This window comes from Halomonas sp. KO116 (assembly GCF_000734975.2).
In the GTDB taxonomy this organism is placed as follows: domain Bacteria; phylum Pseudomonadota; class Gammaproteobacteria; order Pseudomonadales; family Halomonadaceae; genus Vreelandella; species Vreelandella glaciei.
Map to the genome: position 1 here is coordinate 2,727,064 of NZ_CP011052.1, position 21,491 is coordinate 2,748,554.

The window sequence follows — 21,491 nt, forward strand, 5'->3', positions numbered from 1 at the left end:
CGCCTGTGTCACACGAAGCTGGGAAGTACTGTCAGGTATCTAGGGATAGAGGTAGATGGCGCGTTGGAATGGCAGAACATACTGAAGTTTGATGAGGGTTAACGACGGCCTATTTGGGGCCGTCGTTGTCCGGCCAGAAGCAGCCTACTAGTCGACACTGATATAATGCGAAAGCTCAGCCGCGGCGGAGCCGTCGACTGCAACTTCTGGTCATGCGCTTATGCTTGGGCCACAAGGTATTCCGCCCCATTATTGGTAAGGAGATCGTCAAGCTCAGACCCTTCCATTAGTTCAGCATCTCGGACGCGATCGACGAAGAGCTTGTATGTATGAGCCCCAAGAAGGTCAGCCCTTCTCTCTTTGGGAAGCCTCACGATCGTTGTAACGTCCTCGGCTGTAAGCGCCTCAAACAGTGGCAGGATTACTCGAGTTATGACCGCGTTTGTTCTATCCCACGAGCCTGATTCCGCTAAAAGCTCAAAAGCTCTTCCCTTGCATGCATCATGAACTTGAGGAAATTCTACAACTCCCGCAAGCTCGTCAAGGTTGAACCCTCGGATTCTTGTCTGCAATTCAGGCCGCAGTTCATCAATATCGGCAAGCGCACCTATGGCAGGTGACAGGTCGTCATACGGCGCGACCTCTACAAACCGCTCGATTCGAGCTTTAGATGGCTGATCAATAAGGTCCCAAGCACGCGTGACTGACGCGACGAGGTAGAAAACGCTCAAAAACCTGTCGTCTCCCACATCATTGATTGCTTTGCTCAACTGAAGACCGAGCCGCTCTTCTACTAGACCAGGAGAAATCTCGTGCAATGCATTGAGGGCCGTGACAGCTTGATCCTTCTCGTACAACTCGTCGTCAGGCGTCAGAAAACCGAAAACGAGGGCATCCAAAACGGAGCGCACAAGTGCATCCGTTGGACTGACCAAGCCAGCCTTCCGAAGTTCAGCTACTGCCTTATCTACAGATGCAGGAAAATACTGAGAGGCAATAGTGGTCTTAATCCCAGCGAGTGCCGCCCTGCCCTGAACCGGAGGCTGTGAAAGCACATGAACCACAGCATTTCTAATATGGAGCCTAGCTTGCTCTGCGGATGGCCTATAAGGAACACCGACCTGCTGAAAAGAAGGATGAGCACATCGATGTCGATCTTCTCGTAGACGCTCAAGATCTACGAACTGTTGCTGATCAAAAAACTGCAATTTGTCTCGACAAGTAGCAAGGATGTTTCGCTCAAACTCGAGAGCCTTTGAGGTTCCCTGTTGATTACCTGAGTTTATCTGGCCGATATAGGTGGTGAGCTTATGCTCAAGGGCTATCGCGTTGGCGTCACCACTCACCGATAAGTCTCGGATCTTGTCGATAAGATCGAAGACCACCGCGACCCAAGTACTTACTATCGCTGCTCGGTAGGCACCGGCGCGATAGCATTGGTTAGCCTCTGCTATATAGCTCTTCGACTGATCAGAGCGGCACCGTAGGGTAAGCGCCTCAATATCTGCGAGTGTTTCCTGCAATCTTTACCTCCTTACAGCATAACGCCTGCATTTGCGGCTGGTTTGAAGCGTAGCGAAAAACCAGTCCGACAAAATGCTTTTGTTAGGGCTCAATCAGCGTAGTCGGTTCTTTAGCGTCTTTTAAATATTCTGCTTACGCCAGTTACCTACGGCAATTGCCAAACGTTTATCCTTGGCGGGCTTTTGCCATTCATCCCAAAAATCGACCGTGCCGCTGTTTGGTTTATTCTGGGGCTCGTCGACTCTGATCCGGCTTGGTAGCAGACTAGCATCACCAACAACAAGTGCTTCGCCTGTATCGAGCGTGGGCAAGATATCGCTGAATCCGCCCAAACTATCCGGAAGGAGACGCTTGATAACGCCCTGATCCTCGGCGTTGGTCAACCGCATGGATACAAAGTTGTTGCATTGGCTGAGCATAGTTTTATTTACCTCGGACGGACGTTGGCTTATCACCACCAAACTCACGCCGTATTTACGGCCCTCCTTCGCGATTCGCTCGAAAATATCGAGTGAGATGTCGTCAGCAGAGTCAGCCATGTTGCGCTGAGGCATGTAGAGGTGCGCCTCATCACACAGCAGCGCAATAGGATGACGTAGCTCCGATGGCGTCCACTGTTGGACCGAGAACGTGACTCCCGCAACCAGAGATACGATCAGGGGCAGAACGTCGGAAGGCACTTCAGAGAAGTTAATGATTTTTATGCCAGCCTTGTCATTCTCGTCGGTGCTCCCAAGTACCGCAGTGACGAATTTATCGAGCCAAGTGAAGTCCAGAACATCGTCACCACCGTTGAACATAAAGCCAAGGCGTCTATCGGAGACTTTGTTCTCAAGGCGGGAAATCATACGGGCAAGTTTTCCGAAAAATTCACCTTGTTTCTCGCTACCAGCCTTTGCTCCAGCAACCATTTCGACGTTGATTTCATTCAAGCACGCCATCAAGACATCCAGATCAAACGGGACCGGGCTATCGACCGTAAAGTGCCTTAACACATCTTCCTGACTGTTTTCTTCGAGGTACTTTTGCTTCGCCTGATTGATTTCCCGCGCCATAATCATGGCCTGGTTCGGAGCATTTTGGTCGCTGCGGTCAACGAACATGGATACAAGTGCTTCATACGAAAGCAGCCAGTATGGTAGGTAGAGCACTCCGTCGGCTATGGTTTTCTTAGCCTCAATGTCTGCTGGTCCAGCGACCTTAAAGTGCTGGATGCCTTCTTCTGCCAGGGGCGAGTATTCTCCGTGGAGGTCGAAGACGATGGCGTTGGCCGAAGAAAGCGCCGACATCTGCTCGATGATTTTGGCAGTTGTCCAAGACTTACCCGAGCCGGTGCTTCCACCAATAAAGGCATGGCGCTGGAAAAACTTGTTACCGTTGAGGTAGGCAACCGCGTTTTCATCCAGAGTGTATTTGCCGAGGGTCAAGGTATTCCCATCGGCTGAGATACTGGAGAGGGTTCGCATAAACCCAGTGAGGTTTTCGCCTTCGAGCGAGAAGCAGTTCGCGTCGATTTCAGGAACGCTTTCGAGAGTGCGGCGGAACACATTCTCCTTTTCACCATCACGATCCAGCATCGTGCCAATGAGGGCTATACGACACATATTTAGCTCGGATGGGTGGTCGTTTATACCGTCACCAACAACCTCTTCAATACCGCGCTTACGGGTCACCTGCGTGATAAGACCGATGAGATGTTGCCCCGGCTTGCTACTTTGGAGCACGGCCAGATGGTTAACCTGCAACCTTTTGAGCTGGTCAACATTCTCCACTTCTACAATCACATTGGTTGTGTCGACGGAAGCCACCTTCCCAAGTGCCGCCTCATCGTTAAAGTTAAAAATCGGCATATCTTCTTCCTACATGATGAGTGACAGGTAACCGTCAAGAGTCCAGAGATTTTCTTCTACCTTAAGCGGATTCATATCGAGAGAGGAATAGACGATGGATTGATCGTCTGTTTCACCCCGCTCTATCGCCAAGTAGTTCTGTGCTTTGCCATCAAGAATTAGCCTCTTGGCGGAATCAGAAAGCGCGTAAGTGATAATGGTGATAGGAGTATTCTGCCGGAGGCACTTAACCATCAGTTTCGGCTGAATATGCTCGTCATTAAAACCGTACCCGACACAAAGATAAGAACCCGCTTCATTGAGAGCTTGGTCAGCGTTATGAATAATGGAACGGAATGGCTCAAGATGCGTTTTTTGGTACTTTTGTGTTCCAGGAGTCACGATCTGCGGTTGGTAGTTATCAGGTATATCATTGATATTTGAAAGGGCGACAGTATCTTCCAGAGGGGACTGGAACCAATCCAGAGACCCATGGACTTTCCAAATGTTAGCCCTACGCGCCGAGGTTATTTCTGCAGGGCCTGCCAACTGACGGAAGAAACCATGGGTGAATCCGGTAAAATGGTGAATCCGCCCTTGATCGCATGCATACTCTGCTAGGCGATCATAGTTTGTAGTGACAATGTTCACAGTTTTAAGGCTGCTTTTGAACATATGCTGAAGAAGGCGAGTCATTGGAAACATCGAATTATCTTCAAGGCTACTTCTAAATATTCCGTTATCTTCAGAGTTAATCAGTGCCCAGGTAGACTTGACGATTCTGAATGTCAGTTCTTCAGAAGCCGTCACGCAATATAAGGCGGCTTCCAAATCAACACTATCCTTTAACAACTGGCAGAATTCGTCCCACGTATCGTTCTCGGAAGCATTCAGCCCCGAAATGTCAGTATTTTCGACAAGATGGTTACCCAGCGCCCACATTCCAGACATACCATGTGCAGCCGAGGCACCACTGCCCAAAATGATGACAGGTGCTTTTCCATAGAAGTCCTGAGCTTGTTTTTGGTAGTTCAAACCAGACATATCACTCTCTCTATTATTGCACCTGTATCCTTCGTTTTAATTTATGGCATGTCGATAGCCCCACTCGCCCTAACAGAGATTATCGTACCGGCTGCATAACACGGCTGAATCAGCATGCCGCTTTCGCCGGAAGGGCCGCTTTGGGTCGAAAGCAGCCATCTAATAATGCCTCATAACCACATCAGGTATAACACGCTGTCAGTCATTGGCCACTTCACCCACCAAATTCACTTAGCCTCAAACGTATCAGACATTATTTACCACCGTCACTAGCCATTAGTCCCCTTTGCTCGGCTTTTTTCACCTTCGCTCCCCTAAAACAAACGCGGTAAGCTTGGCGGCAACGCCGCTGTTGAGTACGTACTTAATATGACTACCCACTGGATACTCGGCCCAGGCGCCATTGGCCGCCTGCTAGCCCATTCGCTTTCACCCATAGCAGCCACCACGCTAGTTGGCCGCAGTGGGCTGCCTGCGCGGCAGATGCTGACCACGCCGGAGGGCGAACAGCGTGTGGTGCCGTTAAACTCGTTGACGATAGCTCAACTGGCATCAAACACGCCTGAACCGCCCGCTTTTGTGCATATCACTACCAAAGCCATGGTGGCTGAGTCGGCGCTGGCTGGCATTACTGACTGTATTTCCCCTTCTACTCCGCTAGTGCTGTGGCAGAACGGTTTTTTGGCGCAACCGCGTATTACTCAGGCGTGGCCGGGGCCGGTGTTGTGCGGGACAACAACCGAAGGGGCTTATCTAACCGGTGATGATGGCGTGGTGCATGCGGGGCGTGGGCATACCTTTGTGGGTGATTTGCATAACCAGCACGGTGCGCTAGCGGAAGAACTGGCGCAAACATTAACCCAGGCAGGGCTTGCCGCCACAAAGGTGGATGATATTCGCCAGCGCTTGTGGCAGAAGCTAGCGGTGAACGCGGCGATTAACCCACTGGTGGCGTTAAATGGTGTGCGTAATGGCGAGTTGCGTGGTGAAGCTTATGCGGGCCGTGTGGTGGCTGTGGTAAAGGAAGTCGCAGCGATTATGTTAGCCGAGGGCATTGCGCCGCCCAATGATAGCAACGGTGAAGGTGCGTGGTTAGCGTTGGTGTGGCAGGTGGTGGAGAACACCGCGAACAATAAGGCTTCGATGTTGCAGGACGTGGAGGCCAAACGCCCCACCGAGCGCGGGGCGATATTGGGGCCGTTGATTGAGAGTGCCCAGCGCCATGGGTTAGTGTGCGAGGTGTTGAAGGGGTTGGATGATGAGTTAGCTGTGCTAGAGGATAGTTTTTAGGCAGCTGCGCTACCTATTCGCGCGCTGAAGCGCCCTCCCACAAAATGCATGAGTGAGATCAGTGCATCTTTCACGTTACAGGAATCACGACCACTTTTTGGTAGGCGGGGCGTTCAGCGATTTGTTGGTACCAGCGTTCTAAATGGGGGCGCGGCTGCCAGGTTAAGCCGATATGCCATAAGTTGTAGATAAACGGTGCAACGGCAATATCGCCCAGGCCAAACTCATTGCCCGAGAAGAACGCTTGCTTGGCCAGCACGTTATCCATCAACTCAAACAGTTCTTCACACGCCTGCATACCTGCTTCAAGGGCAGCATTGTCGCGTTTTTCGGGTGGGGTTCTGACGTAGCCCATCAGGATCGTGCGGTGCCTGGGTGATAGGGTGCTGTTCGACCAATCCATCCACTTTTCAGCCTGCGCCCGTTCGGCGGGGGCTTCGATCCATAGCTTGCTTTGCCCGTACTGCGCGGCAAGGTAGCGAATAATCGTATTGGATTCCCACAGCACGCTGTTGGTGGCGTCATCTTTGAGTAGCGGCACTAGCCCGGTGGGGTTCATAGCCAAGTATTCCGGCGTATCGTTAACCCCGTGCTCAAGCCCCGCTTGGATCTGCTCGAACGGTAGTTCCAGCTCTTCTAGCACCCAGCGCACTTTTTTGACGTTGGTGGAGTTGTTACGGCCCCAAAGCGTGATCATGGTAGTCCTTGTATATGAGCAAAGAGAGGAAGTTGAGTTTGCCTCGCACAGGTTGGAGTGGCAAGTTGGAGCGGGCTTGGTGGCGACTCAGGGGCGGCTTCGCCGCCCTCTCGCGGGTGCCTCGTTTCTCGCTGCGCTCGCTACTCGTTACCACGCGCTACAAAACCTATTCACCACTCTCCATTTACCATTTCCCCCTCACGATTCACCCTCTTTATCCTGATAGAACTGCATCAGGCTTGAGAAGTCGAGTTTACCGTTGCCTTTGGCTTTATGCAGGGTGAACAGTGAGCGGGCGGCGGAGCCCATGGGGACTGCGGAGGCGCTTTGCTGGCTGACATCCATGGCGAGGCCTAAGTCTTTGATCATTAGGTCGACTTGGAAGCCGCCTTGGTAGTTTTTGGAGGCCGGTGCGTTTTCCATGACGCCTGGGTAGGGATTGTAAACATTGAGCGCCCAGTTACCGCCGGAGCTCTGCTTCATGATCTCTGAAAGCACCGCGGGATCCAGGCCGTTTTTGACGCCCATATTGATCGCTTCGCAGGTGCCCGCCATCAGGATAGAGAGCAGCATGTTGTTGCAGGCTTTGGCCACCTGCCCTGCGCCATGGTCACCGGCGTGGAAGATGTTTTTGCCCATGGCTTCCAGCACCGGCTTGGCCTGCCTGAACTCGGCCTCGCTGCCGCCCACGATAAAGGTCAAGGTACCCGCTTGAGCGCCGCCTACCCCACCGGAAACCGGCGCATCTACAAAGCCGATCCCCAGCTTCTCGCCCTCTTCTGCAACGCCTCGGGCAGTGGCCCCGTCAATGGTAGAGCAGTCGATGACCAGCGCCCCCTGCTTGATCACTTCAAATAGCGGCGCGTCGTCTTCAATATATAGCCCGCGTACATGCTTTCCTGCGGGCAACATTGAAATGATAAAGTCGGCATCAGTGGCGGCTTCCTGGGCCGAAAAAGCCACTTCGCAGCCGTTGGATTTGGCGATCTCCAGCGCGTCTTCTAAAAGGTCAAAAGCGCGAACGCTGAAGCCTGCTTTGGCTAGATTGGCGGCCATCGGGCCACCCATATTGCCCAGGCCGATAAATGCGATGGTGTTCATTTTATTATCCTTATTAGCCGGTAATGGGAAGATTATATTAGCGTAGATCCGCCAGCGGATTTTGCGACCATGCGGAAGATAGTAGCTCGTTGATAAAGCTCTCCTCTACCGAGGCCACATCGGGATACGTCCAGTTCGGTTGCCCGTCTTTATCGACCAGCAGTGCGCGCACGCCCTCGGGGAACTCACGGTGTCGGCAGCACTGTACCGAGAGGGACATTTCGGATTGGAACACCTCTGCCAGCGACATATGTTTAGCCCGCTTTAGCTGCTCATCAATCAATTTCACTGACACCGGGCTACCGTGGGCCAGCGTTTTCTGTGCCTTGCCAAACCACTTATTGTCGCTTTTTACCGCCGTAATAGCGGCGACAATTTGCTCCACGCTGTCGTGATCCATCAACTCGCGAATCAGCGGTGAGTGCTGGTATACGGGCGCTTCCATCTCAGCAAATACAGGCTGGGATGTTTGCTCAAGCTCACGCATGATGCGGTTAACCACCCCGTTGGCATCGGTATGCTCACCGGCTCCCCATTGTGCGTCGGTCAGTTGCTGCAGCATGGCATCACGGTGGTGGCTGGCGATACAGCGGTCAGCCAAACCTAGATGCACGGCATCTGGCGCATTGATCTGGCAGCCGGTCATGGCTAGAAAGCGCCCTGCGCCGTTGGGAAGCCGGTTTAAAAACCAGCTGGCACCAACATCCGGGTAAAGCCCAATGGTGACTTCCGGCATTGCCAAACGCGATGTCTCGGTCACGACACGGTGGCTACTGGCGCTTAACAGCCCCATGCCGCCGCCCATCACAATACCATTGCCCCAACAGATCACCGGTTTGGGGTAGGTATGGAGCAGAAAATCGAGCCGATACTCGGTCTCGAAAAAGCGCTCGGGGAAGCTGGGGTCGCCCTCGCCGGTAATTGTTTTATACAGGTTGACGACATCACCACCGGCACAGAACGCTTTCTCGCCTGCGCTATCCAGCAATATCGCCACCACACGTTCATCAGTGGCCCATTCGCGCAGGCGCGGCAACATCGCTTCGCACATTTCGAGCGTTAACGCGTTCAGCGAGCGCTCGGCATCCAACTTTATTTCAGCGATGACGTGGCCGTCTTGGGCGGGGTGTTCGGTAAACAGTACACTGCTCATGGGCATTCCTTATCCTTTACAGCTCGGTGGCGCCGTCTGCCAGCACCCGGCGGGAGATGATCAGCCGCATGATTTCGTTGGTGCCTTCAAGAATCCGGTGTACCCGGGTATCGCGCACGTAGCGCTCCATGGGGTACTCCTTGATATAGCCATTGCCGCCGTAAAGTTGAAGCGCTTCGTCGCACACCTTGAAGCCCACATCGGTAGCAAAGCGTTTAGCCATGGCACAGTAGGTCGGTGCATCGGCGTGGCCTGCATCTAGCTTGGTAGCGGCCATGCGCACCAGCTGCCGTGCAGCCACCAGCTCAGTGACCATGTCGGCCAGTCGGAACTGCAGTGCCTGGAACTCGGCTAAACGCTTACCGAACTGTTTGCGCTCCAGCATATACTCCCGCGCCTTGTTGATTGCCTGCTGGGCGGTGCCGATAGAGCAGGTAGCAATATTGATACGCCCGCCGTCGAGGCCCTTCATGGCGATTTTAAAACCGTCGCCTTCATTGCCGAGCAGATGATTGGCGGGTACTCGCACATCTTCAAAGGTGATCATGCGGGTTGGCTGGCTGTTCCAGCCCATTTTTTCTTCCTTGCGCCCGTAGCTAATGCCATCACTCTTGGCATCAACCGCAAACGCCGAGACGCCGCTGGCGCCCTCACCGCCGGTGCGCGCCATCACCACGAGAAAATCGGTGCTCCCGGCACCGGAAATAAACATCTTGCTGCCGGTCAATACGTAATGGTCGCCGTCGCGCTTGGCAGTGGTTTTCAGCGAGGCAGCGTCGGAGCCTGAGTTAGGCTCGGTTAAACAGTAAGAACCCAGCAGCTCGCCTGTGGCCAGTTTTGCGCCCCACTGCTCGACCGCTTCCGGCGTGCCGAAATCCGCCAGCATCCAGGTGACCATATTGTGAATGGTTAGATAGGCCGTGGTAGAGGTGCAGCCCATGGAGAGTTGTTCAAAAATGATGCTGGCATCCAGCCGCGAAAGCCCTAACCCCCCCACGCTTTCCGGTGCATAAAGAGAGCAGAAGCCCAGCTCGCCCGCTTTGCGAATCACATCGACGGGGAAGAAGGAGGTTTGATCCCATTCGGCGGCGTGAGGCTCTAGTTCGTTCTGGGCAAACGCCCGCGCCATATCGGCAAAGGCGACCTGGTCTTCATTGAGCTCAAAATTCATGGCTATCTCCGCAAATGTGCGTACACACAGGCTGTTGTCGTTGTAATTGACGTTTACGTTAACTTATCTATTTAGCCGACTACAAGCAACATAACAGCGCTTGCGACCTTAGGTGTAGGCCTAAATAAATGAATAAAAAAAGGGCGCCAAACAGCGCCCAACATCGGACAGAGAGGGAGGGTGCTACTTAAAGTTTTTGCGATACATCTTGTCCAGTTCACCGATTATTCCGCTACGGAAACTGAGTACACAGACCACAAAGATGATGCCGAGAATAACGCTAACCCAATTCCCCAGCGGCGACTGCGCCAGGATATGCTGCAAGCTGACCACAATGCCTGCGCCCATTAACGGGCCCAGCAAGGTGCCCACACCGCCCAGCAGGGTCATCAGTATTACCTCACCGGACATATGCCAGTGCGCATCGGTCAACGAAGCCAGCTGGAAGACCACGGTTTTGGTGGAACCCGCCAAGCCCGCTAAACCTGCAGAGATCACGAACGCCACTAGCTTGTAGGCATCGGTGTTGTAACCCAGCGATACCGCGCGGGGCTCGTTTTCACGAATCGCTTTTAGCACCTGGCCAAACGGCGAGTGCACCGTGCGCTGAATCAGCGCGAAGCCGAAGATGAAAATCGCGAACACAAAGTAGTACATCGCCAGGTTGCTGCTCAGGCTGATAAACCCAAACAGTTCGCCACGGGGCACGCCGTGCAAGCCATCCTCACCGCCGGTAAACGGCGCCTGCACAAACATGAAGTAGACCAGCTGGGCGATCGCCAACGTCACCATGGCAAAATAGATGCCCTGACGCCTGATGGAGAGCACCCCAAACACCACCCCAAGCAGCGTGGCTAGAACAGTCCCGGCGATAATACCCAGCTCAGGCGTCAGCCCTGGGTAGCTCGCCAACAGGTAGCCGGTTACGTAACCGCCTGTTGCCAAGAAAGCCGCATGGCCGAAAGACAACAGCCCCGCATAGCCCAGCAGCAGGTTGAACGCGCAGGCAAACAGTGCGAAACAGAGCACTTTCATCAAGAACACGGGGTAGGCCAAAAACGGCGCTATCAACCCCACCACGATTAGCGCCAGATAGAACATATTGCGGCGAAACTTGGCCCGCTTCTGACGTTCCAGTACCGCGGATGGCGCCGCCATTGATTGAGATTCTGCCATGTTCATGCCTCCTTACCGAACAGCCCAACGGGGCGCAACATGAGCACGAGGATCATGACAAGAAAGATCACCGTGTTAGCGGCTTCCGGATAGTAGACCTTGGTCAGCCCTTCGATAATGCCCATACCGAGACCGGTAATAATGGCGCCTAGAATCGAGCCCATACCGCCAATGACTACCACTGCAAACACCACGATCAGCAAGCTTGAGCCCATGGTCGGCGATACCGGATAGAGCGGCGCTGCCAACACGCCGGCAAAGGCAGCCAGACCCACCCCAAATCCATAGGTGAGCGTAATCAGCAGCGGCACATTAACGCCAAAGGCTTGCATCAGCTGCGAGTTCTCAGTACCCGCGCGAAGGTAAGCACCCAAACGGGTACGCTCGATCATAAACCAGGTAAACAGGCACATCGCCAGCGCTGCTACCAGCACCCAGGCGCGATATGTCGGTAGGAACATAAAGCCCAGGTTCAAACCGCCCTGGAAGATTTCCGGTGTCGCGTAGCGCGCCCCGGAAACACCGAAGAAGTTGACCAGCGTGCCCTCAAAAATGAGCGCTAAGCCGAAGGTGAGCAACAGCCCATAAAGGTGGTCCAAATGGGCAATACGGCGCAGCAAAAAACGCTCCAGCAGCACCCCAAAACCACCAACCACTAGCGGCACTAACAGCAGCGCCAGCCAGTAATTAATCCCTAAATAGCGAAAGCCTAATAGCGCGGCGAAGGCCCCCAGCATGTATTGCGCCCCATGGGCAAAGTTGACGATCTTCAACAGGCCGAAGATGACCGCCAGGCCCAGGCTAAGCAGTGCGTAAAAGGCGCCGTTCACAAGACCTAGCGTCAGCTGGCCCATGAAGACGGCCAATGGCACGCCGAATATCATCGTCATAACGCGACTCTCCTCGCCATCAAACAGTTGGCGGCAACTTGCCGCCAACCGGTTTTGCACATCTCTTGCGATGACTTCCTAGCGCAAGTGCTGCCTGGGATTAGTTCTGTACCAGTTTGCACTGGCTCTCAGAAAGCGGGCGGTAGGCTTCTGCGGCGGGAATGGTGCTGAGAATTTCGTAAAGGTCCCACTCACCGGTGGACTCTTCAGGCGTTTTCACCTGAGCCAGGTACATATCGTGAATCATGCGGCCATCTTCACGAATGCTGCCGTTGCGGGCAAAGAAGTCCTCGATGGGCATGTCAGCCATCTGCGCACGCACGGTTTCAGGGTCGTCGGTGCCCGCGGCTTCTACGGCTTTCAGATAATGCATCGTGCTTGAGTAGATACCGGCTTGTACCATGGTCGGCATACGGCCCACTTCATCGAAGTAGCGCTGCGCCCATTCACGAGACTGCTCGTCCATATCCCAGTACCAACCGGTCGTCAGCAGCAGGTTCTGCGTGGCTTCCAGGCCAAGGGCGTGAACGTCATTCAGGAAGATCAATAGACCCGCGAGCTGCTGGCCGGATTGCGTCAAACCAAACTGGCTGGCCGTGGTGATCGCGTTAACGGTATCCGCGCCCGCGTTGGCCAGGCCCACGATCTTGGCACCCGAGCCTTGGGCTTGAAGAATATAAGAGGAGAAGTCGCTCGTTGGGAAGGGGTGACGCACGCCACCGACAATCTCACCGCCGCTCTCTTCCACTACCTTGGTGACATCGGCTTCAAGCGCATGACCGAAAGCGTAATCCGCGGTCAGCATGAACCAGCTGTCGCCGCCCTGCTCTACGACTGCTTTGGCGGTACCGTTAGCTAGCGGATAGGTGTCGTACACCCAGTGAATATGGTTAGGCGTGCAGTGTTCGTTGGTAATGCTAGAGGCCGCTGAGCCGGAAACGATGCCCAGGCCGTTATTCTCTTCGAGCACCTTGGTAACGGCGATCGAGACCGAGGAAGCGACCAGACCGCCTACCATGTCGACGTTATCCTGGTCGATCCAGCCACGCACGGTATTGGCGCCTACGTCGGCGCTGTTGCGATCATCGGCACTGGAAATCACGACAGGCGCCCCATCAACGCTGCCACCAAAATCAGCTACCGCCATTTCCATGGCGGTCAGGCCGCCTGGGCCTGCCAGGTCACGGTAGGTACCGGACATATCGGCCAGGTAACCAATGCGCACTTCGCCGTCGCTCATATCCGCCTGAGCGGTAGACACAGCAAGGCTTGAAGCTGCCGCCACGGCGATGCTGGCAGCCAGCGTTTTTTTGATGAAGGTCATGTTCTTCTCCTGGCCCTGGGGCCTTTGTTGTTGTGAGATGATGGTGTCGCTTTGAGTTGTCGTTGAGCTGTCTTGGAAGTGCGAACTGCTCATTAATGGTTACTATTATTATTGGTGAGCGGCGTGCCCTTGGCGTAAAGAGCGTTTAATGATTAATCATCAGTGCGTTATACCCCTAGCATCGAATTGAGATGTTCCCGGCGCGATGGTAGCTGCGCGGCGCTGATTTCTTCGACAATCTGACCGTGATCCATCACGAAGTGGCGATCTGCCAGCGGCGCCGCAAAGCGGAAATTCTGCTCTACGAGGACGATGGTCATGCCGCGTTCCTTAAGCTGAACCAGTACCTCGGCCAATTTCTGCACGATGACCGGGGCAAGCCCTTCGGTAATTTCATCCAGCAGCAGCATCCTTGCCCCAGTGCGTAAAATGCGCGCCATGGCCAGCATCTGCTGCTCACCCCCGGAAAGCCGGGTGCCCTGGCTTCTACGCCGCTCATAAAGGTTGGGGAACATGGCGTAAATTTCATCGAGGCTCATGCCGCCGGAACGCACCGTGGGCGGTAATAAAAGATTTTCGTGAACATCCAAACTAGCGAAGATACCCCGCTCTTCCGGGCAGTAGCCCACCCCCAGACGCGGAATATGGTGCGGCTTCATGGTCAGCGTTTCATTACCATTAATCACGATGGAGCCGGTGCGTCGCCCTACCATGTTCATGATCGATTTCAGCGTGGTACTGCGCCCAGCGCCGTTGCGGCCCAGCAGCGTCACCAGCTCGCCTCGCTTCACATCAAAATTGACGCCGTGCAGGATATGCGATTCGCCATAAAAGGCGTGCAGATCCTGAACCCGCAACATCTCCAGGTTTTGCATGTTTTCGATCGGTGCTTGTGCTTCGGCAGTCATCATACCGTGGCTCCCTCTTCCTCAGCGGCATCGCTGCCCATATAGGCTTCACGCACCAGCGGGTTGCGCGACACGCTGTCGTAATCGCCCTCGGCCAGTACCGCGCCCCGCGCCAATACCGTGATGCGGTCACACAGGCGGCTAACAACGCTTAAGTTATGCTCTACCATCAGCACTGTCCGGCCCTGAGAGACGCGCTTGATCAGCGCAACGATGCGATCAACGTCTTCAGCGCCCATACCTTGGGTCGGTTCATCGAGCAGCATCATGGTGGGGTCGAGCGCTAGCGTGGTGGCGAGCTCCAGCGCTCGTTTACGGCCGTAGGGCATTTCTACCGTCAAGGTATCGGCGTATTCACGCAGCCCCACCTCTTCCAGAAGCTCTAGGGCGCGCTCATTGAGGTGATCCAGGGATTTTTCAGATTTCCAGAAATGAAACGACGTGCCCAGCTTGCGCTGCAGCGCCACCCGCACATTCTCAAGCGCGGTCATGTGCGCAAACACCGCCGAGATCTGAAAGGAACGCACCAAGCCTAGCTGGGCGATTTCGTTGGATTTTTTACTGGTGATTGAGTTGCCGCGATACAAAATATCGCCGCGGGTAGGCGGCAGAAATTTGGTCAATAAGTTAAATACGGTGGTTTTACCAGCCCCATTGGGGCCAATCAGTGCGTGAATATGCCCTTCCTGTACCTGGAGATTGACATCGTCCACGGCGGTGAAGCCGCGAAACTCTTTGGTCAGCCCTCGGGTTTCGAGGACAGGTCCCTGAAGGACATCGTTTGCACTCATAGAGTGGCAAGCCTCTTATTGTTGTTGTGCTAAATCTTTACAGGCATGGCAAAAGCGGCTGCTACTGCCTTACCTGAACGTAAGGTGTATGTGCAAACTAGCAACTGTCGCTATAGCAATACAATTACAACTTTGGTCTATTGCGGGAATTTCTCTGAATTAACAAGCGCTTTCAAAACAGTTATATCAATGACTTACTACATTTCAACGCTTTTCAACTGCCTGCAACAATCGCTTTACGTTAACGTAAACTTGTTTTAGCCTCATTGTCAGTGTTCCATAGGTGACAACCTTTAGGAAAAACGTCTTTTTAAGAGAACGTCACCATGAGCAAAACCTACTCGATTAGTGAACTGGCCAGCGAGTTTGACTTGACCACCCGCAGCATCCGTTTTTACGAAGACCAGGAATTGCTTCACCCCACGCGCCGTGGCCAAACCCGGGTTTACAGCAGCAAAGACCGTGTACGGCTGAAGCTCACCATTCGCGGTAAGCGGCTAGGGTTTTCATTGGCAGAGATACGCGAACTGTTCGAGCTTTGGGACGAAACCCGCAGCGGCAGTAAAAAACAGCTGCATCTAATGCTTAGCAAAATAGGCGAGCGCCGTGCGGCGCTGGATCAACAAATGAAAGACATCACCATGGTTCAGCTAGAGCTTGAAAGCGCTGAGATCCGCTGCCGCCAAGCGCTCGAAGAACTACTCGAAAAAGAGCCTCAAGAAACACAAAACGAAGAAGAGCACGCGAGTTCGGCCGATAAAGCCTCAGCCCCCTCTTCCGCCACTATGCACTGACGCGTCCGCCAGCTCGATTAGCCGACAAAGCTACGCCAGCCCAGATGGCTAATTACAGATAGCAAACACAAATAATCAGCACAGGTGATTGACCATGTTTTCACACTACTCAGAACTCAATTTTGGCCTCGAAGACGAACTGAACATGTTACGCGAGCAGGTCAACGCCTTTGCTGCCAGCGAGATTGCTCCACGCGCTGCCGAAATCGACCGCAATAACGAATTCCCTAACGACCTATGGAAGAAGTTTGGCGACATGGGCCTGTTGGGCATCACCGTCTCAGAGGAAGATGGCGGCAGCGGCATGGGCTACCTCGCCCACTGTATCGCCATGGAAGAGATCTCCCGGGCCAGCGCATCGGTCGCGCTCTCTTACGGCGCCCACTCCAACCTGTGCGTGAACCAGATCAAGATCAACGCCTCCCCCGAACAGAAAGCCAAGTACCTCCCCAAGCTGATCAGCGGCGACCACGTGGGCGCTTTGGCCATGTCGGAACCCGGCGCAGGCTCGGATGTGGTCTCGATGCAGCTACGTGCCAAGCAGAATGGCGATCACTACATCCTTAACGGCAATAAAATGTGGATCACCAACGGTCCGGATGCCGATGTGCTGGTGGTGTACGCCAAAACAGATCCAGACGCCGGCTCCAAAGGCATCACCGCGTTTATTATCGAAAAAGGCATGCCCGGTTTCTCTACCGCCCAGAAGCTCGACAAGCTGGGCATGCGCGGTTCCAACACCTGTGAACTGGTATTCCAGGACTGCGCCGTTCCCGCTGAAAACATTCTCGGTGAAGAAGGCAAAGGCGTACGCGTACTCATGAGCGGGTTGGACTATGAGCGTACCGTACTGGCCGCTGGCCCGATCGGCATTATGCAGGCCGCCATGGATGTGGTGATGCCCTATATCCACGAGCGCAAACAGTTCAACCAGTCAATCGGTGAGTTCCAGCTGGTGCAGGGCAAAGTGGCGGATATGTACACCACCCTGAACGCCTGCCGCGCCTATTTATACGCCGTAGCCGGTGCCTGCGACCGTGGCCAAACGTCCCGCAAAGACGCCGCCGGTGTGATTCTCTACTGTGCCGAAAAGGCCACTCAGGTCGCACTGGATTCCATTCAGCTACTCGGCGGCAACGGCTATATCAACGAGTACCCCACCGGGCGCCTACTGCGCGACGCCAAACTGTATGAAATCGGCGCGGGCACCAGCGAGATTCGGCGGATGCTAATTGGTCGCGAACTCTTCACCGAAAGTAAGTAAGGGCCCTGTCATGAGTTCCATTTCTACTCAGATCAACCCGCGCAGCGACGTGTTTCAAGCCAACGAAGCCTCAATGCTCGGTGAAGTGAACAAACTGCGGGAACTGACCGCCGCCGTCGCCCAGGGTGGCGGTGCCAAAGCCCGAGAGCGCCACGAAAGCCGCGGCAAGCTGTTTGTCCGCGACCGCATCGATCACTTGATCGATGAAGGTTCGCCGTTTTTAGAGTTTTCCGCCCTGGCAGCGCACAACATTTACGATAGCGAAATTCCCGCCGCTGGCGTGGTCACCGGCATTGGCCGTGTTGCCGGCGTCGAATGTGTGATTGTCGCTAACGATGCCACGGTGAAAGGCGGCACCTACTTTCCGCTCACGGTGAAAAAGCATATTCGCGCCCAGGAGATCGCCCGCAAGCATCGTCTGCCGTGCATCTATCTGGTCGATTCCGGCGGCGCTTTTCTGCCCCGTCAGGACGAAGTCTTCCCCGACCGCGACCACTTCGGGCGCATCTTCTATAACCAGGCGACCATGTCGGCTGAAGGCATTCCGCAAATCGCTGTGGTAATGGGTTCCTGCACGGCGGGCGGCGCTTACGTGCCAGCCATGGCAGACGAATCGATTATCGTCAAAGAGCAAGGCACGATTTTCCTCGGTGGCCCGCCCTTGGTAAAAGCCGCCACCGGTGAAAGCATTAGCGCTGAAGATCTGGGCGGGGCAGATGTTCACGCCAAGGTCAGCGGGGTGGCCGACCACTACGCCGAAAACGACGCCCATGCGCTCCAGCTTGCCCGCGCCTGTGTCTCTCGCCTGAACTGGCAAAAGCGTGGCCAGCTTGCCATGCAGGCACCCAAGCCACCCAAGCTTGACCCTGCTGAGTTGTATGGAATTGTCGGCACCGACCTAAAAAAGCCCTACGACGTGCGCGAAGTGATTGGCCGCATCGTCGATGACTCCGACTTTGATGAGTTCAAGCGCTACTACGGTGAAACCCTGGTCACCGGCTTTGCCCATATTCACGGCTACCCGGTGGGCATCGTGGCCAATAACGGCGTGCTGTTTTCCGAAAGCGCGGTGAAAGGCGCGCACTTTATCGAGCTCTGCGCTCAGCGCAAGATTCCGCTGATCTTCCTGCAGAACATCACCGGCTTTATGGTCGGCTCCAAGTACGAGCACGAGGGCATCGCCAAGCACGGCGCCAAGCTGGTGACTGCCGTGGCCTGCGCCAAGGTGCCCAAATACACCGTTCTGATTGGCGGCAGCTTCGGCGCCGGTAACTACGGTATGTGTGGCCGCGCTTACGACCCCAACCTGCTGTTTATGTGGCCCAACGCGCGCATTTCAGTGATGGGCGGCGAGCAGGCAGCGGGTGTCCTGGCCCAGGTTAAGCGCGAACAGCATGAGCGCGAAGGCCGCGAGTGGAGCAAAGCGGATGAAGAAGCCTTTAAGCAGCCCACCCGCGACCAGTACGAGCATCAGGGCCACCCCTACTACGCCAGCGCCCGCTTATGGGACGACGGCGTGATTGATCCGCTGCAAACCCGCGATGTGTTAGGGCTTTCTTTAGCTGCCGCGATGAACGCAGAAATCGAAGAGACACGCTTCGGCGTGTTCCGGATGTAAGGGGGTCTTACCATGGCTTACTCAACGCTGACTATAGAAAAGGGTGTGGCGCGCCTGACCTTAAACCGCCCCGAGGTGCATAACGCTTTTGACGACAGCCTGATCGCTGAGCTAAACGCGCACCTTGACCAGTTGCATACGTTGGCTGAAGCAGGCGATGTGCGCGCGGTAGTGCTGGGTTCAGAAGGCAAAAGCTTCTCCGCAGGTGCCGATTTAAATTGGATGAAGCGCATGGTCGATTACGACCTGGAAGATAACGTCGCCGATTCCCGCAAGCTGGCAGCACTTATGCACGGCCTGGATACGCTGCCCTGCCCTACCGTCTGCCGTGTGCAAGGCGCCGCCTTTGGCGGCGCGGTGGGTTTGGCCGCTTGCTGCGATGTGGTGATCGCCTCGGGTAAAGCCAAATTCTGCCTTTCGGAAGTCAAAATAGGCCTATCGCCCGCAGTCATCAGCCCTTACGTGCAGCGAGCCCTAGGCGAGCGCCAGATGCGCCGCTATGCGTTAACCGCAGAAGTCGTGGACGCCGAAATAGCGCTCGCGCTGGGTTTAGTCCATCTAGTGGTGGAGCACGATAAGCTAGACGACGAAGTGGACGCCCTGCTGGCCACTCTGTTAGCCGGCTCGCCCCAAGCCCAGCGCGCCACCAAAGCGCTGATGGCCAAGGTCGCTCAAGCGCCTGACAGTGACGCCACCCGCGAACATACCTGTCAGGTGATCGCCAAACTGCGGGTAAGCCAAGAAGGGCAAGAGGGTTTATCCAGTTTCTTTGAAAAGCGCCGCCCCGCCTGGGCCGATTCTAATAACACACCCCACGCTTCGGAGCGTCGCTCATGAGTCATTCACCCCCTATTGAAAAAAACGAAAGAGCCGAAAAAGCCGCTCGCACGACGCCTTTTGACACGCTTCTGGTCGCCAACCGCGGTGAAATCGCCTGCCGGGTGATGCGTACTGCCCGCCGGATGGGCCTGAAAACCGTTGCGGTTTACTCCGACGCCGATGCCAGCGCACGCCACGTACGCGAGGCTGACGAGGCCGTTCGCCTGGGGCCTGCCGCCGCCCGGGAAAGCTATCTCAATATCGATGCGGTGATCGAAGCTGCCAAGCGCACCGGCACTGGCGCGATTCACCCCGGCTACGGTTTTCTTTCCGAAAACGGTACCTTCGTTAAAGCCCTTGAAGAAGCGGGCATTACCTTTGTTGGCCCGCCCGCCTCGGCGATTGCCGCCATGGGCGACAAATCCGCCGCCAAAGCGCGTATGGCCAATGCGGGCGTGCCGCTGGTGCCGGGCTACCATGGTGACGATCAGGACGACGCTCTGCTGCGCGGCGAAGCCGACAAAATCGGCTACCCGGTGATGCTCAAAGCCAGCGCCGGTGGCGGTGGTAAAGGCATGCGCGTAGTGGAAAGCGGTGATGGATTTCAAGCCGCGTTAGATGGCTGCCGCCGTGAATCCAAAGCTGCTTTTAGTGATGACCGGATGCTGATCGAGAAGTATCTGGTGCAGCCCCGCCATGTGGAAGTGCAGGTATTTTGCGACCGCCACGGCAACGGCATTTACCTGTTCGAGCGGGACTGTAGCGTTCAGCGGCGCCACCAAAAAGTGATCGAAGAAGCCCCCGCCCCCGGCATGACGGCGGAGCTGCGTAGCGCCATGGGCGATGCTGCCGTACGCGCCGCCCAGGAAATCGGCTATGTGGGCGCAGGTACCGTCGAATTTTTACTAGACATTGATGGTTCGTTCTACTTTATGGAGATGAACACTCGCCTCCAGGTCGAACACCCCGTCACTGAGATGATCACCGGCCAGGATCTGGTCGAGTGGCAGTTGCGCGTCGCCATGGGCGAACCACTGCCCTGCTCTCAAGATGAGCTGACGATTACCGGCCATAGCTTTGAAGCGCGTATCTACGCCGAAGACCCGGATCAGGATTTCCTGCCCGCTACCGGCCTGCTCAACCGTTTCGCGCTGGATTTAGAAGGTGCTGGTCTAAGCGTAGATCAGGTGCGTTTGGACAGCGGTGTGGAGAGCGGCGATGCAGTGTCAATGCACTACGACCCCATGCTCGCCAAGCTGATTGTTCACGGCGCCGATCGTGATGCGGCGCTGGCTACACTCAACCGCGCATTGGCGGCGCTGGATGTACAAGGTGTCGTGACCAACCGTGCCTTCTTAATGCGCTTGGCGACCCACCCCGGCTTTAAGAACGTGGAGCTGGATACCCGCTTTATAGAACGCAACGAAGCGACGCTGTTTGCTCCCCGCACTTACAGCATGGAGGCCTACGCCAGCGCGGCGCTGATTGGTCTGAATCAACTTGCTCAAGAGTGCGAAAGCGACTCGCCCTGGGATCGCCACGACGGCTTCCGCTTGAATGCGCCACACACCATTCGCATTGCGCTGTGTGATCCTACGAATGTTCAAGCCGCTGACAGTGATGACGCGGTAGTGATCGTCGAAGGTAAACGCAATGCGGGCGAATCGCTGTGGAACCTCACCATCGGCGATGAAACGCTAACCGCGAGCCTGCAGCCGCTCACCGGTGACGCGGTTGCCGTTACCTTGAATGGTCACCGCCGCCGCTTGCAGGCGTGCCGAGATGGTCATGTGGTCGTGATGGCCGATCCCGGCGGTGAAACCCGCCTGTTCTGGCGGCGCATTGATGCCATCGACCACGGTCACCACGAAGCGGAGTCCACGCTGACTGCGCCCATGAATGGCACGGTGGTGGCTCTGCTTGTGGCGCCCGGCGTGGCGGTTGAAAAAGGCATGCCGCTAATGGTCATGGAGGCCATGAAAATGGAGCACACCATGACTGCCCCCGCCGATGGCAGCGTGGATGCGTTCCATTTCCAAGCGGGCGACACGGTTAGCCAAGGCGCTGTGCTACTCGACTTTGCGGCCAACGAATAGGA

Annotated in this window: 18 protein-coding genes; 6 read left to right on the forward strand and 12 right to left on the reverse strand. The window is 55.4% G+C overall.

The window, feature by feature from the left end:
* Nucleotides 1-218 precede the first annotated feature (218 nt).
* The 3 genes from KO116_RS24145 to KO116_RS12625 all read right to left on the reverse strand — a co-directional run bounded on the left by KO116_RS24145 (nucleotide 219) and on the right by KO116_RS12625 (nucleotide 4,397).
* Nucleotides 219-1,523 (reverse strand): hypothetical protein, encoded by a 1,305-nt coding sequence (locus KO116_RS24145; RefSeq protein WP_052703768.1) that lies wholly within the window; start codon nucleotides 1,521-1,523, stop codon nucleotides 219-221.
* Between the two features lie 120 nt (nucleotides 1,524-1,643).
* A complete protein-coding gene (locus KO116_RS12620; RefSeq protein WP_035566034.1) occupies nucleotides 1,644-3,374 on the reverse strand; it encodes an ATP-binding protein in 1,731 nt (576 codons plus the stop codon).
* Between the two features lie 9 nt (nucleotides 3,375-3,383).
* Nucleotides 3,384-4,397: an SIR2 family protein gene (locus KO116_RS12625; RefSeq protein WP_035566037.1), complete on the reverse strand. Its 1,014-nt coding sequence runs from the start codon at nucleotides 4,395-4,397 to the stop codon at nucleotides 3,384-3,386.
* A 369-nt stretch (nucleotides 4,398-4,766) separates the two neighbouring features.
* Here KO116_RS12625 and KO116_RS12630 point away from each other — a divergent pair, with 369 nt between their 5' ends.
* Nucleotides 4,767-5,687: a ketopantoate reductase family protein gene (locus KO116_RS12630; RefSeq protein ID WP_035566039.1), complete on the forward strand. Its 921-nt coding sequence runs from the start codon at nucleotides 4,767-4,769 to the stop codon at nucleotides 5,685-5,687.
* Nucleotides 5,688-5,757: 70 nt separating this feature from the next.
* Here KO116_RS12630 and KO116_RS12635 read toward each other — a convergent pair whose 3' ends face one another.
* The 9 genes from KO116_RS12635 to KO116_RS12675 all read right to left on the reverse strand — a co-directional run bounded on the left by KO116_RS12635 (nucleotide 5,758) and on the right by KO116_RS12675 (nucleotide 14,898).
* Nucleotides 5,758-6,384: a glutathione S-transferase family protein gene (locus KO116_RS12635; protein ID WP_035566041.1), complete on the reverse strand. Its 627-nt coding sequence runs from the start codon at nucleotides 6,382-6,384 to the stop codon at nucleotides 5,758-5,760.
* 198 nt (nucleotides 6,385-6,582) lie between these two features.
* Nucleotides 6,583-7,485, reverse strand: a complete 903-nt coding sequence (mmsB, locus tag KO116_RS12640; protein ID WP_035566043.1) for a 3-hydroxyisobutyrate dehydrogenase — start codon at nucleotides 7,483-7,485, stop codon at nucleotides 6,583-6,585.
* A gap of 37 nt (nucleotides 7,486-7,522) precedes the next feature.
* A complete protein-coding gene (locus tag KO116_RS12645) occupies nucleotides 7,523-8,638 on the reverse strand; it encodes an enoyl-CoA hydratase/isomerase family protein (protein WP_035566045.1) in 1,116 nt (371 codons plus the stop codon).
* 16 nt (nucleotides 8,639-8,654) lie between these two features.
* Nucleotides 8,655-9,809: an acyl-CoA dehydrogenase family protein gene (locus KO116_RS12650; RefSeq protein WP_035566047.1), complete on the reverse strand. Its 1,155-nt coding sequence runs from the start codon at nucleotides 9,807-9,809 to the stop codon at nucleotides 8,655-8,657.
* 183 nt (nucleotides 9,810-9,992) lie between these two features.
* Complete coding sequence (locus KO116_RS12655; protein ID WP_035566049.1) at nucleotides 9,993-10,985, reverse strand: branched-chain amino acid ABC transporter permease; 993 nt, start codon at nucleotides 10,983-10,985, stop codon at nucleotides 9,993-9,995.
* A gap of 2 nt (nucleotides 10,986-10,987) precedes the next feature.
* Nucleotides 10,988-11,875: a branched-chain amino acid ABC transporter permease gene (locus tag KO116_RS12660; protein WP_035566052.1), complete on the reverse strand. Its 888-nt coding sequence runs from the start codon at nucleotides 11,873-11,875 to the stop codon at nucleotides 10,988-10,990.
* A 100-nt stretch (nucleotides 11,876-11,975) separates the two neighbouring features.
* Nucleotides 11,976-13,199, reverse strand: coding sequence for an ABC transporter substrate-binding protein (locus tag KO116_RS12665; RefSeq protein WP_035566055.1), 1,224 nt, complete (start codon nucleotides 13,197-13,199; stop codon nucleotides 11,976-11,978).
* 167 nt (nucleotides 13,200-13,366) lie between these two features.
* Entirely contained in the window at nucleotides 13,367-14,110 is a 744-nt protein-coding gene (locus KO116_RS12670) for an ABC transporter ATP-binding protein (protein ID WP_035566056.1), read from the reverse strand.
* Nucleotides 14,107-14,898: an ABC transporter ATP-binding protein gene (locus tag KO116_RS12675; protein ID WP_035566060.1), complete on the reverse strand. Its 792-nt coding sequence runs from the start codon at nucleotides 14,896-14,898 to the stop codon at nucleotides 14,107-14,109. Before KO116_RS12675 ends, KO116_RS12670 begins: the two co-directional genes overlap by 4 nt.
* Nucleotides 14,899-15,224: 326 nt before the next feature.
* Here KO116_RS12675 and KO116_RS12680 point away from each other — a divergent pair, with 326 nt between their 5' ends.
* The 5 genes from KO116_RS12680 (at nucleotide 15,225) to KO116_RS12700 (ending at nucleotide 21,489) form a co-directional block, all read left to right on the forward strand.
* Entirely contained in the window at nucleotides 15,225-15,692 is a 468-nt protein-coding gene (locus KO116_RS12680; RefSeq protein ID WP_035566063.1) for a MerR family transcriptional regulator, read from the forward strand.
* Nucleotides 15,693-15,786: 94 nt separating this feature from the next.
* Nucleotides 15,787-16,956 carry an isovaleryl-CoA dehydrogenase gene (locus KO116_RS12685; protein WP_035566066.1) on the forward strand — a complete coding sequence of 390 codons (1,170 nt, stop codon included), beginning with the start codon at nucleotides 15,787-15,789 and terminating at the stop codon, nucleotides 16,954-16,956.
* A 10-nt stretch (nucleotides 16,957-16,966) separates the two neighbouring features.
* A complete protein-coding gene (locus KO116_RS12690; RefSeq protein ID WP_035566068.1) occupies nucleotides 16,967-18,574 on the forward strand; it encodes a carboxyl transferase domain-containing protein in 1,608 nt (535 codons plus the stop codon).
* 12 nt (nucleotides 18,575-18,586) lie between these two features.
* Nucleotides 18,587-19,411 (forward strand): enoyl-CoA hydratase/isomerase family protein, encoded by an 825-nt coding sequence (locus KO116_RS12695; protein ID WP_035566071.1) that lies wholly within the window; start codon nucleotides 18,587-18,589, stop codon nucleotides 19,409-19,411.
* Nucleotides 19,408-21,489 (forward strand): acetyl/propionyl/methylcrotonyl-CoA carboxylase subunit alpha, encoded by a 2,082-nt coding sequence (locus tag KO116_RS12700; RefSeq protein WP_045812131.1) that lies wholly within the window; start codon nucleotides 19,408-19,410, stop codon nucleotides 21,487-21,489. Before KO116_RS12695 ends, KO116_RS12700 begins: the two co-directional genes overlap by 4 nt.
* Nucleotides 21,490-21,491: the final 2 nt, after the last annotated feature.